Origin of the sequence: Thauera sp. K11 (genome assembly GCF_002354895.1) — a bacterium.
GTDB classification, from domain to species: Bacteria; Pseudomonadota; Gammaproteobacteria; order Burkholderiales; family Rhodocyclaceae; genus Thauera; species Thauera sinica.
The window spans coordinates 1,124,268-1,138,207 of the sequence record NZ_CP023439.1; the positions used below are offsets into that span (position 1 = coordinate 1,124,268).

Annotated in this window: 13 protein-coding genes; 5 read left to right on the forward strand and 8 right to left on the reverse strand. The window is 69.1% G+C overall.

The annotated features are described in order from the left end of the window. Positions 1-10 precede the first annotated feature (10 nt). On the forward strand, positions 11-946 hold the full coding sequence (gene rpoS / locus CCZ27_RS04910; RefSeq protein ID WP_096446088.1) for an RNA polymerase sigma factor RpoS: 936 nt from the start codon (positions 11-13) through the stop codon (positions 944-946). Between the two features lie 30 nt (positions 947-976). Here the strand turns inward: rpoS and CCZ27_RS04915 are convergent, their stop codons facing one another. The 5 genes from CCZ27_RS04915 to CCZ27_RS04935 form a co-directional block, all read right to left on the reverse strand. Next, entirely contained in the window at positions 977-1,816 is an 840-nt protein-coding gene (locus CCZ27_RS04915) for a DUF2189 domain-containing protein (RefSeq protein WP_232516564.1), read from the reverse strand. Positions 1,817-1,909: 93 nt separating this feature from the next. After that, positions 1,910-2,938, reverse strand: coding sequence for a lytic murein transglycosylase B (mltB, locus tag CCZ27_RS04920; RefSeq protein WP_096446090.1), 1,029 nt, complete (start codon positions 2,936-2,938; stop codon positions 1,910-1,912). Beyond that, entirely contained in the window at positions 2,935-4,932 is a 1,998-nt protein-coding gene (locus CCZ27_RS04925) for a transglutaminase TgpA family protein (RefSeq protein ID WP_096452191.1), read from the reverse strand. The genes mltB and CCZ27_RS04925 overlap by 4 nt, the downstream gene beginning before the upstream one ends. Further along, positions 4,922-5,902 carry a DUF58 domain-containing protein gene (locus CCZ27_RS04930; protein WP_332460895.1) on the reverse strand — a complete coding sequence of 327 codons (981 nt, stop codon included), beginning with the start codon at positions 5,900-5,902 and terminating at the stop codon, positions 4,922-4,924. Before CCZ27_RS04930 ends, CCZ27_RS04925 begins: the two co-directional genes overlap by 11 nt. Before the next feature lie 44 nt (positions 5,903-5,946). Next, complete coding sequence (locus tag CCZ27_RS04935; RefSeq protein WP_096446092.1) at positions 5,947-6,864, reverse strand: AAA family ATPase; 918 nt, start codon at positions 6,862-6,864, stop codon at positions 5,947-5,949. A gap of 154 nt (positions 6,865-7,018) precedes the next feature. On the opposite strand from CCZ27_RS04935, the gene CCZ27_RS04940 reads away from it, so the two are divergent. From CCZ27_RS04940 to bamC, 3 genes are all read left to right on the forward strand, one after another. Next, positions 7,019-7,945 (forward strand): histone deacetylase family protein, encoded by a 927-nt coding sequence (locus tag CCZ27_RS04940; RefSeq protein ID WP_096446094.1) that lies wholly within the window; start codon positions 7,019-7,021, stop codon positions 7,943-7,945. A 102-nt stretch (positions 7,946-8,047) separates the two neighbouring features. Continuing rightward, positions 8,048-8,926 (forward strand): 4-hydroxy-tetrahydrodipicolinate synthase, encoded by an 879-nt coding sequence (dapA, locus tag CCZ27_RS04945; RefSeq protein ID WP_096446096.1) that lies wholly within the window; start codon positions 8,048-8,050, stop codon positions 8,924-8,926. Between the two features lie 28 nt (positions 8,927-8,954). After that, on the forward strand, positions 8,955-10,097 hold the full coding sequence (gene bamC, locus CCZ27_RS04950) for an NlpB/DapX family lipoprotein (RefSeq protein ID WP_096446098.1): 1,143 nt from the start codon (positions 8,955-8,957) through the stop codon (positions 10,095-10,097). A gap of 133 nt (positions 10,098-10,230) precedes the next feature. Here bamC and CCZ27_RS04955 read toward each other — a convergent pair whose 3' ends face one another. The 3 genes from CCZ27_RS04955 to CCZ27_RS04965 form a co-directional block, all read right to left on the reverse strand. Continuing rightward, entirely contained in the window at positions 10,231-10,599 is a 369-nt protein-coding gene (locus tag CCZ27_RS04955) for a hypothetical protein (RefSeq protein ID WP_096446100.1), read from the reverse strand. A gap of 151 nt (positions 10,600-10,750) precedes the next feature. After that, positions 10,751-11,230: a DUF7931 domain-containing protein gene (locus tag CCZ27_RS04960; protein ID WP_096446102.1), complete on the reverse strand. Its 480-nt coding sequence runs from the start codon at positions 11,228-11,230 to the stop codon at positions 10,751-10,753. Between the two features lie 13 nt (positions 11,231-11,243). Then, on the reverse strand, positions 11,244-12,404 hold the full coding sequence (locus tag CCZ27_RS04965) for a cupin domain-containing protein (RefSeq protein ID WP_096452195.1): 1,161 nt from the start codon (positions 12,402-12,404) through the stop codon (positions 11,244-11,246). 126 nt (positions 12,405-12,530) lie between these two features. On the opposite strand from CCZ27_RS04965, the gene rlmD reads away from it, so the two are divergent. Next, positions 12,531-13,832, forward strand: coding sequence for a 23S rRNA (uracil(1939)-C(5))-methyltransferase RlmD (rlmD, locus tag CCZ27_RS04970; protein WP_096446104.1), 1,302 nt, complete (start codon positions 12,531-12,533; stop codon positions 13,830-13,832). The last annotated feature ends 108 nt before the right edge of the window (positions 13,833-13,940 follow it).

Genomic DNA, 13,940 nt, shown 5'->3' on the forward strand with positions numbered 1-13,940 from the left:
GGAGTGATGGATGGAAGAACCGGTCGAGCTGGACGATCTCGAAAGTCAGGAGCCGGATCTTCCGCTGGAGGTGGAAGTCTTCGTCAGCCAGCAAGGCCAGGTCACCGAGAACGACTTCCTCAGCGATGTCACGCAGCTCTACCTCAATGAAATAGGCGCCAATCCGCTGCTGACCGCCGAAGAGGAACTGCGCCTGGCCAGGCTGGTGCGCATCGGCGACTTCGAGTCCAGGCAGACGATGATCGAACGCAACCTGCGGCTGGTCGTCAACATCGCCAAGCATTACCTCAACCGCGGCATTCCGCTGCTCGACCTGGTCGAAGAAGGCAACCTCGGCCTCATGCACGCGCTGGAAAAGTTCGATCCCGAGCGCGGCTTCCGCTTCTCCACCTACGCCACCTGGTGGATACGCCAGAACATCGAGCGCGCGATCATGAACCAGTCGCGCACGATCCGGCTGCCGGTCCACGTCGTCAAGGAACTCAACCAGGTCCTGCGCGCGCAGCGCTCGCTGGAGGCGGCCTCGAATGGCGAATCCACGCTGGAGGACATCGCGCGGCGGTTGAACAAGACGGTCGACGAGGTGCGCGCCGTGCTGGCGCTGAGCGAGCATACGGCCTCGCTCGATGCGCCGCTGGACATCGACCCGACCTTGTCGATCGGCGAGTCGCTCGCCGACGAGCACGTCGAGACGCCGGACCTGCAGATCCATTCGTCCGAGGTCGAGCAACTGGTGCGCGAATGGATCAAGATGCTCAGCGACAAGCAGCGCCTGGTGATCCTGCACCGCTACGGCATAGACGAATGCGAACTGCTGACGCTGGAAGAACTGGCGTTGCGCCTGGATCTCACCCGCGAGCGCGTGCGCCAGATCCAGCTCGAGGCGCTCGGCCAGCTCCGGCGCATCCTCAAGCGCCGCGGCATCAGCCGCGACGCGCTGCTGTAACCCCTTCCGCCTTCGCGCGCTGCGGGGCCTTCATGCCGGCGGAAACACGCGCCGGTAGAGCGCCCGGCTCGTGTAGGCCATCATCGGCAATGTATACAGCAGCAGCGGCAGCAGCCATGCGCTCAGCAGCATCACGACGGCAAGCAGCAGCGCCCAGCACATCATCGCGGGAAAGCGGCCGAATACCGCCCGGACGCTGGCCACGACGCCCGACACCAGGTTGGCTCGCCGGTCGTGGATCAGCGGGATGGAAAAGGCCGACACGCAGAACAGGATGAAGGCGAGGCCCGCCCCCATCAACGAACTGAAGCCGACGAAGCTCGTCACCGACCCGTCGGCCCGTGCAAGCTGCTGAAAGCCCTGGGGCGTCTGGCCGACCATGAAGCCATACAGCGTACCCGCGTCGGTGAGCCAGATCAGCAGCAGCAGCGCGCAGACGAAGGACACCACCCAGCCGCCTCGCGGCATGCTGCGGAACCCGTGCCACACTTCGGCCGCGCCGGGTTTGCGTCCGCCCTCGCGGCAGTCGGCGACGGCGAAGAAACCGGCCAGCAGCGCGGGGCCGAGCAGCACGAATCCCCCCGCGACGGACAGGCTGAGCGGTGCGATGGACAGCAGTTCCAGCGTCACGAAAAGCGCGGCGCCGATCGCGGCGAAGACGGCGGCGCAGGCGACGCTGAGTGCCGCCGTGGCGCGGAACATCGCATGCCCCTCGCGCAGCGAGGCGGCGATGTCGCGCACGCCGATGCGCGCCGGACGCAGGTCGGCGGTGGGATCCAGGCCGAGCGCGAGCGCCAGGCCGAGGACGGCGGACGGCATATCCTGTCCGTCCAGTTGCGGAAACGACTCGAGCAGCGATGTGACGATCATGGCGCCTCCTCCCCCGACGCCGCGATTGTCGGCTGCGGCCGGGCGCCCCGCCTTGACCCGCATCACTTCGCCGGCCCGCCTTGCGGGCCGGTGCTACTGCGCGGCGCCTGCCCGCTGCGCCAGTTGCGTCGCACGCCGCGCACGCAGGGCCTCGGCCAGCTCGAACACCGACATCGCGTAGAAGCTGCTGCGGTTGTAGCGGGTGATGACGTAGAAGTTGCGATAGCCGAGCCAGTATTCGGTGGTCGTGCCCGGCGTTTCGAGATCGACGAGGGTGGCGGTGGCAGCCGGCGGCGTGCCGCCGAGGGTGGTCACGCCGGCTTCGGCGAGCGTTGCCGGTTCCAGGGTGGGCTCGATGCCGGCGGCCACCAGCGGCGTGGGATCGACGACGTTCCGGAAGCGGGCGCGTTCGGCGATCGGCTCCCCGGTGCGCCAGCCGTGTCCATGGAGGTAGTTGGCCACGCTGCCGATCGCGTCGGCCGGGCCGGCATCGAAATCGATGTGGCCGTCGCCGTCGAAATCGACGCCGAAGCTGCGTACGCTGCTGGGCAGGAACTGGGGGTAGCCCAGGGCGCCGGCGTAGGAGCCGTAGTAGCTCTGAGGTTCCCGGCCCTGCTCGCGTGCGAGCAGCAGCAGCGACTCGAGTTCGCGGCGGAACAGGGGGGCACGCGGTGGATAGTCGAAGGCGAGCGTGGCCAGGGCGGACAGCGTCTCGAAGTTGCCCGTGTTCCGGCCGTAGACCGTCTCGACCCCGATGATGGCGACGATGATCTCGATCGGCACGCCGTATCGCTCCGACGCGCGCTGCAGGTCGGCCTCGTTCTCCGCCCAGAAGGCGAGGCCGCCGTCGATGCGCAGCCGGTCCAGGAAGCGGGCGCGGTATTTCTGCCACGAGCGCACGCCGGCGCGCGTCGGCGGCGAGATCAGGCGAATGACCTGCGCCTCGTGGCGGGCGAGCGCGAGGGTGGCCGTCACCGCATCGGCATCGAAGCCGTGCTGCTCGACCATGTCGCGTACGAAGGCTTGCGCGTCGCCGCGCTCCAGGAAGGATGCGCGGGCGGCGCCCGGCAGGGCCACGGCGATCGCCGCGGCGGCGAGGGTGGCGCGGAGGGTGAGGTTCATTGCAGTTCGAGTTTGCGTATCCGTCGGTTCAGCGCGCGGACGTCCGCGCGGCGGGCCGCCGCGCCATAGCGCAGGCGGGCATAGGTATTCGCGATGCCGGTCAGTTCGTCGGCCTGGCGGGGCAGGGCGGTGGCGAGCCTGAGACCGTAGTCCCGCGGGCCTTCCCAGGAGGCGCGGGGATGGCCGGCGCGTGCCAGCCGCCTGCAGAAGACCTGCCAGCTTCGCTCGAGCGGGTCGCGCGTGTGGCGCTGCCACGAGGCCCAGGCCATCAGGCCGCCGAGCAGGGCTACGGTCATGCCCGACATCAGCCCGACGAGCGTCGCCCAGTCCACACGCCCGAAACCCAGGCGCGCGAGGAATTCGCGCTGTCGGTCGGGATTGTAGCCAAGAACGCGCTGGTCCCAGGCGTTGGAAAGCGCTTCCCAGCGATGGCGCAGGTTGCGCAGCCAGCCGAGGTCCCGGCGCAGCATCAGCGGCAGTGCCTCGCCTTCCGGCAGCGCCGCCGCGAGGCCGGCGTCGATGCGCTGCGGCGCGGCCAGCGCCGTCGGATCGACGCGGACCCAGCCGCGCCCGGCCAGCCACACCTCCGCCCAGGCATGGGCGTCGGACTGGCGGACGACGAGATGGCCGTCGATCGGGTTGATCTCCCCGCCCTGGTAGCCCGCGACCACGCGCGCCGGCACGCCGGCGGCCCGCATCAGCACGGTGAATGCCGAGGCGAAGTGTTCGCAGAAGCCGCGGCGGGTGTCGAACAGGAATTCGTCCACCGAATGCCGGCCGAGCAGGGGCGGACGCAGCGTGTAGATGAGGCCGCTGCCACGCAGGTGCGCGAGGACGCGGCCGAGGATCGCGGCATCGGAGCTTGCCCCGGCGGCGAGCCGACCGGCAAGCTCCCGGCTGCGGGGGTTGTAGCCGTCGGGGAGGGCGCGCGCCGATTCCAGCACCGGCGCGGCTTCCTGCAGCCCGGTCGGCGTATCGGGCCAGGCACTGAGTTCGAAGCGGCTGCGCGTTTGCAGGGGGCGTGGCAACAGGGCCTGGTTGGCGCTCGAGAAGCGCAGCGGTGCCGTCCCGGCGCCGGGAAAATCGAGGGCCAGCATCCAGCGCTGGTCATGGGCCTCCAGGGTCATGCGGTAGTCGAAACGCCGCCCGGAAGGGGTGTAGAACGGCGTACCCGCTTCTGCGTTGCGCGCCGCGTGCCAGGTCCGCCCGTCGAAGCGGGTGAGCACCGGTCCGCGCCAGTAGCGTGCCGGCGGCTCGGGCAGGGGGCCGTCGAATTCGGCACGAAAGGCGATTTCGGGCGAGGTGCCGAGACTGCTGATGGAGCCGGGGCTCATCGCGTCCGACAGGCCGGAGCGCGCACTGGTGGCATCGGCAGGCAACCCCCACAGCGGTCCCTGCACGCGCGGAAAGAGCAGGAACAGCATCAGCATGAACGGCATGCCCTGTGCCAGCAGCAGGGCGCCGGTGCGCATCTGCGCACGCCGGGCGGCGCCCGGATCGGCCAGGGCGAGCAGCGCGACGATGGCGAGCCAGGTGCCGGCCAGGGCCGACAGGGCGATGGGCAGCGACTGGTCCTCGAAGAACAGTGCCATCTGCAGGAAGAAGCAGAGCAGCACGGCTGCGCGGACGTCCCGCGTGCGGCGCATCTCCAGCAGTTTCAGGCACAGCAGCAGCGCAAGCAGCGCGACGCCGGGGTCCTTGCCGAAGAAGTGGCCGTATTCCTGGCGCACCGCGATGCCGCTCGCCAGCGCGAACGACAGCAGCAACAGGTGGTGCGGCGGTTGCCGCCGCTGCCGCAGCAGCAGGGCGCGCCAGCCCAGCAGCACGGCGCAGGCGCCGGTGAGCCAAAGTGGAAGATAGAGGGCGTGAGGCGCGAGGGTGACGCCGGCGGCGATCAGCAGCCACACGCCCTGCTCCGTCGTCAGGGAAGGCGGGGTCGGGCCGGCGGCGGCCCGCGGCTTGCGGCCGATGCGCTGCGGGCGTTCAGCGCGCATCCAGGCGGGCATCTACTTGCGGGCCTGCGTGCGGGCGATGGGCGGTCAAGGCCCGCAGGCAACGGTGCAGGTGCGCGTCGCCCTGTCCGGCGTCGAGATATGTGCCGGGCAGGCGCAGCGCATAGCGCCGTCCGGTGCGCTCCGCCGCCAGTATCCAGGCGGTCAGGCGCGACAGCCGTGCCTCGTCGTCCAGCGCCGGCGGCAGATCGTTCCAGCCGAGCAGGACGTCGCCGCCGCCAAGGCCGGTGTATTGCTTGGTGAGCATCGGCGCGCCGCGCGCGAGCGCCTTCCAGGCGACGTGGCGCGGCGAATCGCTGTCGCGGTAGGGGCGCAGGCCGTGGAAGTCGTCGTCGCCCTCGCCGGCTTCGCGGTGCCCGCTGCCGCCGCCGGGACTGCCGGCCGGCAGCGGCGGGGCGTCCGCTTCCGGCTTCGGATACACGATGCAGTCGAGATCGGGGACGAAGACGCTCCAGGCCCGGATCAGCCCCAGCGGCCATGTCGTCTCGAGGATCGTCCGCCCCGCGGGGAGCGTCCCCCGCAGCGTGGTCGGGCAGGCGAGCTCGACGGTAGCGGTATCCGACGCCGCCAGTTCGAAATCCGTCCGGCCGCCGAGTGCCCGCAGCCGCAGTGCCGGACGGCGCGCGGCGCGCGGATTGGCGATGCGGAGCACGAAGCGCGCATCGTCGCCGCAGAACACCGGCGCGCAGCGGCCCGGCTGCACGCCGAGGCCGAAAAGGTTGCGGAAGGCATGGACGATGCTGGCGACGGCCACCCCGGCGATCAGGAAGGTGAGCCCGAAGCCGAGGCTGAGACTGTAGTTGATCGACGCCACCAGCATCGCCAGCAAGGCGGCGGCAAGGCCGAACCCGGCGCTGGTGGGCAGGACGTAGATGCGCCGCTGGGTGAGACGGATCGGCGCCGTTTCGGGAACCTTCAGGTGGAACAGCCAGCGGTCGAGTGCGCCGCGCACGGACGTGTGCAGTGGCTGCGCACGGGGCATCGTCGCGAAGGGCATCAGCGCAGCGGGACCGACTGCAGCAGGCGCTGCAGTGAGGCCGGCGGCAGGCCCCGGCCGTCGCCGGCCAGGTGCAGGCGGTGTCCGGCGACATGGGGGAAGACCGTCTGCACGTCCTCGGGCAGCACGTGGTCCCGCCCCTCGATCAGGGCCCAGGCCCGCGCGGCGGCGATCAGGGCGAGCCCGGCGCGCGGGCTGAGGCCGGCAGCCAGCGAGGCGTCGGCGCGCGTGGCCGCGAGCAGGGCCTGTACGTAGTCGATCAGCGCGTCGGCCACGACGACGTCCCGCGCGGCATGCTGCAGCGCGCGCAACTCGTCGGTCGACAGCACCGGATGCTGGCGCTCCAGCAGCCGTCGGCGGTCCTCGCCCATCAGCAGGGCGCGTTCGGCCGCGCGGTCGGGGTAGCCGAGATGGATGCGCATCAGGAAGCGGTCGAGCTGGCTTTCGGGCAGCGGGAAGGTGCCGATCTGGTTCGCCGGGTTCTGCGTGGCGATGACGAAGAAGGGCATCGGCAGCGCAAGCGTGCGTCCGTCGGCGGTGACCTGACGCTCTTCCATCGCCTCGAGCAGCGCGCTCTGCGTCTTCGGGGTGGCGCGATTGATCTCGTCGGCGAGGATCAACTGGGCGAAGAGCGGACCGGGGTGGAAGCGGAAGCTGCCCGTCTCGCGGTCGAAGATCGATACGCCGACGATGTCCGCCGGCAGCAGGTCGCTGGTGAACTGGATGCGCTGGAACTGCAGCCCCAGCAACTGCGCAAAGACATGCGCGAGGGTGGTCTTGCCGACGCCGGGGACGTCTTCGACCAGCAGATGGCCGCGGGCGACGAGGCAGGAGAACGCGAGGCGAAGTTCGCGTTCCTTGCCGAGAATGATCCGGCCGGCGGCCTCCAGAAGGCGGTCTGCATGACGATCGGGCATGACGCGACGTACTGTGAAATTGATGTTGAAGCGGTGATAATAGACGACAAACAAGGCGTCACCGCCGCATCGACAGGCCCGGAACGGCGATGTTCCCGGGCCGGCGGCCGATTCCGGCGCCGGATCGTTCGAATCAGGACATGGGAGGGGGAGCATGACGACGACGGCGTTCATCACGCATCGGGAGTGCTGGCTGCACGACATGGGCAAGTTCCATCCGGAGTGCCCGGACCGGCTGGCCGCGATCAACGATCGCCTCATCGCAGCGGGACTCGACCTGTACCTGTCGTTCTACGATGCGCCGGTCGCCACGCCCGAACAGATCGGCCGCGCGCATCCTGCCGTCTATCTCGACGAACTGATGGCCAACGTCCCCGAGCACGGCATACGCCACCTCGACCCGGACACCGCGATGAACCCGAACACCATGAAGGCGGCCCTGCGTTCGGCCGGTGCCGGGGTGCTTGCCACCGACCTCGTGCTGAAGGGCGAGATCGAGAACGCCTTCTGCGCCGTCCGCCCCCCCGGGCATCACGCCGAGCGGACCAAGGCAATGGGGTTCTGCTTCATCAACAACGTCGCGGTGGCCGTACGCCATGCGACCGAGGTCCATGGGCTCGAACGCGTCGCCATCGTCGATTTCGACGTCCATCACGGCAATGGTACGGAGGACATCTTCCGCAACGATCCGCGCGTGATGATGGCCGGGATCTTCCAGCATCCCTTCTATCCCTACTGCGGCGTCGACAACCCGCCGGCGCACATGTGCAACGTGCCGCTGCCGGCCGGCACCCGCGGCGACGGTTTCCGGCAGGTGTTCAGCGACATCATCGTGCCTGCCCTGCGCAACCACAATCCGCAGATGATCTTCGTGTCGGCCGGGTTCGATGCCCACTACGAGGACGACATGGGTTCGCTCGGCCTGCTCGAGGCCGACTACGTGTGGGCGACGCAGCAGATCAAGGGGGTCGCGGAGGACTGCGGCCACAAGCGCATCGTGTCGCTGCTCGAAGGCGGATACTCTCTGTCCTCCCTCGCCCGTTCGGTGGTCGCGCACATCAAGGCGCTCGCCGATCTCTAGCATCTGCCGGGCATTGCAATGCCGGTGCAGGAAAACGCCCGGCCATCTAGCCGAGTTCCGGCGATCAGTTAAAATCACACTTTTGCCGCCCAGCCCATCACCATGATTACCGGATCGATTGTCGCCATCGTCACCCCCATGCAGGACGATGGAAGTCTGGATTTCCCCCGTCTGCGCAGCCTCATCGACTGGCACATCGCCGAGGGTACCGAGGGCATCGTGATCGTCGGCACCACCGGCGAATCGCCCACGGTGGACGTCGAGGAGCACTGCGAACTCATCCGCGCGGCGGTCGAGCATGCCGCCGGCCGCGTGCCGGTCATCGCCGGCACCGGCGCCAACTCGACGGACGAAGCCATCGAACTGGCGCGCTTCGCCAAGTTTGCCGGCGCGGATGCGCATCTTTCCGTGGTCCCGTACTACAACCGCCCCACCCAGGAAGGTCTGTACCGCCATTTCCGCACGATCGCCGAGGCGGTCGAACTGCCGATGATCCTCTACAACGTGCCGGGACGCACCGTGGCCGACCTGTCGAACGACACCGCGCTGCGCCTGTCCGAGGTCCCGAACATCGTCGGCATCAAGGACGCCACCGGCAGCATCGACCGCGCCTGCGACCTGGTCGCGCGCGCGCCGGAGGGCTTCGCCCTCTACAGCGGCGACGACATGACGGCTGCGGCCTTCCTGATGCTCGGCGGCCATGGCGTGATCTCGGTCACCGCCAACGTCGCGCCGCGCGCGATGCACGAACTGTGCGCCGCCGCGGCGGCGGACGACATGCGCGGGGTGCGGGAAACCAACGCCAGGCTCGTGCCACTGCATCGCGATCTGTTCTGCGAGGCGAACCCCATTCCGGTGAAGTGGGGCGTGGCGCGCATGGGCCTGATCGGCTACGGCATCCGCCTGCCGCTGACGCCGTTGTCCGAATCGCAGCATGAGCGCGTCCTGAAGGCGATGCGCACGGCCGGCATCGACGTCTGACACGCAATATCGACCTCCCAGGAACCTCATGAATCGCTCCTTGCGTACCACCGCCTCCCTCACCGCGCTGTCGCTTGCCCTGGCCGGCTGCAGCGGAGGGCTGCTCGAAACCAAACGTATCGACTACAAGAGCGCGCGCCAGGTCGCGCCGCTCGAGATTCCGCCCGACCTGACCGCGCCGACGCGCGACGACCGCTATGCCGTGTCGGACGTCGCGCCGCGCGGCGTCGCGACCTACTCCGCCTACGCCGCCGACCGCGCCGGTCAGCCCGCGACCGCGTCGACTTCGGGCGAGGTGCTGGCCACCCCGGACAAGATGCACATCGAGCGCGCCGGCACGCAGCGCTGGCTGGTCGTCCCCGGCACGGCGGATACGCTGTGGCCGCAGGTGAAGGATTTCTGGCTGGAGCTGGGCTTCATCCTGAACATCGACAGCCCGAACATCGGCGTCATGGAAACCGACTGGGCGGAAGATCGCGCCAAGATTCCGCAGGACATCATCCGTTCGACGATCGGCAAGGTGCTCGACGGGCTCTACTCGACGCCGGTCCGCGACAAGTTCCGCACCCGTCTCGAGGCGGGCAAGGAGTCCGGCACGGTCGAGATCTACGTCAGCCATCGCGGCATGATGGAGATCTATCCGACCGAGGCGAAGGACACCACGATCTGGCAGCCGCGCCCGGCCGATCCGGAACTCGAGGCGGAAATGCTGCGCCGGCTGATGGTGCGCCTGGGCGCCGACGAAGCGCGCGCGCAGTCCGCGCTGGCGACCGCGCCGGCCGAGGAGCGGGCGAAGATCACGTCCGGCTCCAATGGCCAGGTCAGCCTGACGATGGCCGAGCCCTTCGACCGCGCCTGGCGCCGCGTCGGACTGGCGCTAGACCGCATCGGCTTCACGGTGGAAGACCGCAATCGTACGGAAGGTCTCTACTTCGTCCGCTACGTCGATCCGGATGCGGACAACAAGACCAAGAGCGGCGAGGGCTTCCTGTCCAGGCTGGCCTTCTGGCGGAGCAGCGAGAAGCCGGTCGCCGCGGGCAGCGAATACCGCCTGCGCGTGCAGGGGCAGGGCGATCAGGCGCGGGTCTCGGTGCTCACCCGGGAAGGGGGCGCGGACAACTCGGATACCGCCAAGCGTATTCTCGGCCTGCTTCAGCAGGAGCTTCGCTGACGGCGCCGGAGCCGCTGCGGCCGCCTCGCTGCCGGATGGAGAGGTTTCTTCGCCTCACCGTCGGCGCGAGGCAGGCGCAGAAAGCAAAAAAGCCGGCCATCTGGCCGGCTTTTCTTCGTCTGCGAGGAGACGATTACTTCTTGGCGGCGTCGACGGCGGCAGCGGCAGCGTCCTTCGCAGCATCGGCAGCGTCCTTCGCGGCATCGGCAGCGTCCTTCGCGGCATCGGCGGCAGCGGCAGCGCCTTCCTTGGCAGCTTCAACGGTCGCGGCGGCGCCTTCCTTGGCGGCTTCGACCGTGGCGGCGGTGCCCTGCTTGGCAGCTTCGGCGGCGGCGTCGGCGCTTTCCTTCGCGGCGTCGACAGCCTGCTGGGCTGCTTCCTTGGCCTGTTCAGCGGCGGGGGCCGCGGCCGGAGCGGGGACGGGCGCGGCGGCTTCTTCCTTCTTGCCGCAAGCGGACACGGCGAGAGCGACGAGGGCGGCGACGAGGAGGGAGTTCTTCATGTGCTGTTTTTCCTTTTTAACGGGTAACGACGGCAAGACATTCAACGCAGTGCATTAGCGGTTCTACAGTGCCAAACCGTATTCCATTCTAGCATGTGGTTTTATGGCGCCACTACTGCCATGCGGCATTGCGCAATGCGGCGCAAGTTCCTCAGATCCCAAGCGGAGCACCGGTTGGTCCGTCTTTTGCCGATACCCACATTGTTTCAAATTGTGCGGTGTGCCGGCTCGTATCGGCGCCCGGGCCGTCGACGCGCTTGCCGCGCGCCCGGTCGTGATGGAAGCGGGTGACGAGGGTGCTGCCGTCGCCGACGATGAAGCTGGCATCGGGATGCGCGACGGATTCCCCGACGACGCGTATGCGCATGCGCCGGCCATAGCGCTCGACGAGCTTCAGCAGCCGCGGGCAGTACTGCTCGATGTGCTCCGGGCTGCATACCAGGATACGGATCGCCTCGTCGCCGACGACGTTGCGTGCGAGGGTGTCCAGTGCTTCGATGCCGGCGCTGCTTTCGAAGCCGGTCTGCGCCAGGTCGCGATCGAACACGACGAGGCTGCGCGTCGCATGCCGTACGGCGTCGAGCACGTGTTCGCGGTAGGCGGCGTAGGTGTCGAAGGCGTATTCCTGCATCGTGATCGTCCGCTCAGGAACGGGGCTCGTCCGGTGCGCCGAAGCCGTCGCAATACCACTCGTACAGCAGGTCGAGGAGGGCGGCCGGATATGCCGCGCCGGCACCGAGGCGGCGGCGGTCGGCCAGGTCCGTGACGACGGGCCGCAGGTCGGGCTGCACCGCGACGGCCTCCCCGTTGAGGTGGAAGCCTGCTTCCGAGAACAGCAGCAGGCTGCGCGCGTCGAGCGCATAGCCGCATGCCTCCACCGCGCGGGCAAAGGTCTTGCGCGCCATCGGCTCTTCGGGCGGGTCGAAGAAGATGTGCGCCTTCGGTTCGGTGAGGTATTCGCCGACGAATTCCGCGACGTCGCTGCGCGTCCAGCGGATGCCGGCGAGCATGCGTTCGATCCGGTCGATCATCCCGGGCGCGATCTCGGCGGAATGCGCCTGCAGCCGCAGATCCGGGTCCGAGTAGAGGCCCTCCAGGCCGAGGCGCTCCTGCAGCCAGCCGAGGCGCTCCTGCAGCCAGCCGAGGAAGCCGGTGCCCAGTTCCTGCGCCGTCGGCGAACGGAAGCCGATGGAATAGGTCGTGCATTCGCCGACCGCGATGCCATCGTGCGCCCAGTGCGGCGGCAGGTAGAGCATGTCGCCCGGCTCCAGCACCCAGTCATGGGTGGGCCGGAAGTTCCGCAGGATGCGCAGCGGGGCGTCCTCGACCAGGGTGCGGTCGTCCTGATCCGAGATCAGCCAGCGGCGCCGGCCCATGCCTTGCAGCAGGAACACGTCGTAGTTGTCGAAGTGCGGCCCGACGCCGCCGCCGTCGACGGCATAGCTCACCATCAGGTCGTCCAGCCGCGCCTGCGGAACGAAGTCGAAGTGGTGCAGCAGCCTGTCGCCGTCGGGCACCCAGAGGTTCACGCCCTGCACCAGCACCGTCCACGGATGGCGCTTGCCGCGCAGCCGGCCGCGCGTCTGCGGGCCGTGCTCCAGTTGCCACTCGCCGTCCTGGCGGGCCACGCGGCGCGATTCGACGTCGGGGTCGCAGGCGAGGTCGAAGAGTTCGTCGCGCGACAGCATGCCGGTGAAGCCGGGTACGGCCTGGCGGATCAAGAGGGGCTTCTTCTGCCAGTACTCTTCCAGGAACTGGCGCGGCGAGAGGCCGCCGAGCAGGGTGTCGAGAGCGGGTAGGTCCATGCGCGGCATTATAGGCTGCCGGTTCCGCTGCCGATGCGCGTCCGGCGATGCGCCGCAGGGCTGCCTCCCGGTCCGCTCCGCGCAGGCGGTAGAATCGCCGGCTGATTTCGAGCCGGAAGCTTCCCCATGCCCATTGCAGTCATCGAGTCGCTGGACCACGAAGGCCGTGGCGTCGCCCACGTCGAAGGCAAGGCGATCTTCATCGATGGGGCGCTGCCCGGGGAATATGTGGAATATCGCGCCTACCGCAGCAAGCCGCGCTACGAGCAGGCCGAGACCGAACGCGTCGTGAAGGCGAGCGCCCAGCGCGTGACGCCGCGCTGCCCGTATTTCGGCACCTGCGGCGGCTGTTCGATGCAGCATCTCGACCCGGTGGCGCAGGCCGCCGTCAAGCAGCGCGTGCTGGAAGATGCGCTGCGGCACATCGGCGGCGTGCGGCCGCAGATCGTCTACCCGGCGATCCACGGCCCGTCCTGGCGCTACCGCGACCGTGCCCGGCTGAGCGTACGGCTGGTCCCGAGCAAGGGCGGCGTGCGGGTGGGTTTCCACGAGCGGCGATCGAGCTACGTCGTCGACATGCGGTCGTGCGAGATCCTGCCGGCGCATGTGTCGGCGATGCTGCCGCGTCTGCGGGAGCTGATCGCGGGGCTGTCGGTCACCGATCGTCTGCCGCAGGTCGAGGTGGCGGTCACCGAGGCCGCGACCGTGCTGGTGTTCCGCCACCTGATGCCGCTCACCGCGCACGACGAGGCCAGCCTCGCGGCTTTCGCGGATGCCGAGGGCATCCAGGCGTGGACCCAGCCCGGCGGCCCCGATACCGCCGCGCCGCTGCAGCCGGAGGGCGGGCCCGGCCTGGCCTATGCGTTGCCGGAGTTCGGCGTGCGGCTGGACTTCCTGCCGACGGATTTCACCCAGGTGAACATCCACATCAACCGGCTGCTGATCCGGCGATCGATGCAGTTGCTCGATCCGCGGCCGGGCGAGCGCATCGCCGACCTGTTCTGCGGCCTGGGCAACTTCAGCCTGCCCATCGCGCGCGGGGGCGCGACGGTGGTGGGCATCGAGGGCAGCGAGGCGCTGGTGGCGCGCGCCCGCGAGAATGCGCGCCGCAACGGCCTCGACGGGCTGACCGAGTTCCATGCCGCCGATCTGTTCGATGCCACCGAGGACAGCCTTGCCGCGCTGGGGCGGCTCGACAAGCTGCTGATCGATCCGCCGCGCGAGGGCGCCGTCGCGGTGGTGAAGGCGCTCGGCGCGCAGCAGATGCCGTCGCGCATCGTCTATGTGTCCTGTAATCCCGCCACCCTCGCACGCGACGCGGCGGTGCTCGTGCACGAGAAGGGCTACGTGCTGCGCGGGGCGGGGATCGCCAACATGTTTCCGCAGACTTCGCACGTCGAGTCCATCGCGCTGTTCGAGCTTGCGTGAGCGTTCGCGGACTTTCGCGCACTGCCGGGCGCGCATCGGCGGGCAGGGCGCGGTTTCCTCCGTCATGGATGGATGACATCGGGCGAGGCGTTCCGATCTTCCGCACCG

Bases quoted from the DNA above. Each gene is read 5' to 3' on its own strand.
- rpoS (WP_096446088.1), top strand. From the start codon at position 11: ATGGAAGAACCGGTCGAGCTGGACGATCTCGAAAGTCAGGAGCCGGAT.
- CCZ27_RS04915 (WP_232516564.1), bottom strand. From the start codon at position 1,816: ATGATCGTCACATCGCTGCTCGAGTCGTTTCCGCAACTGGACGGACAG.
- mltB (WP_096446090.1), bottom strand. From the start codon at position 2,938: ATGAACCTCACCCTCCGCGCCACCCTCGCCGCCGCGGCGATCGCCGTG.
- CCZ27_RS04925 (WP_096452191.1), bottom strand. From the start codon at position 4,932: ATGCGCGCTGAACGCCCGCAGCGCATCGGCCGCAAGCCGCGGGCCGCC.
- CCZ27_RS04935 (WP_096446092.1), bottom strand. From the start codon at position 6,864: ATGCCCGATCGTCATGCAGACCGCCTTCTGGAGGCCGCCGGCCGGATC.
- CCZ27_RS04940 (WP_096446094.1), top strand. From the start codon at position 7,019: ATGACGACGACGGCGTTCATCACGCATCGGGAGTGCTGGCTGCACGAC.
- dapA (WP_096446096.1), top strand. From the start codon at position 8,048: ATGATTACCGGATCGATTGTCGCCATCGTCACCCCCATGCAGGACGAT.
- bamC (WP_096446098.1), top strand. From the start codon at position 8,955: ATGAATCGCTCCTTGCGTACCACCGCCTCCCTCACCGCGCTGTCGCTT.
- CCZ27_RS04955 (WP_096446100.1), bottom strand. From the start codon at position 10,599: ATGAAGAACTCCCTCCTCGTCGCCGCCCTCGTCGCTCTCGCCGTGTCC.
- CCZ27_RS04960 (WP_096446102.1), bottom strand. From the start codon at position 11,230: ATGCAGGAATACGCCTTCGACACCTACGCCGCCTACCGCGAACACGTG.
- CCZ27_RS04965 (WP_096452195.1), bottom strand. From the start codon at position 12,404: ATGGACCTACCCGCTCTCGACACCCTGCTCGGCGGCCTCTCGCCGCGC.
- rlmD (WP_096446104.1), top strand. From the start codon at position 12,531: ATGCCCATTGCAGTCATCGAGTCGCTGGACCACGAAGGCCGTGGCGTC.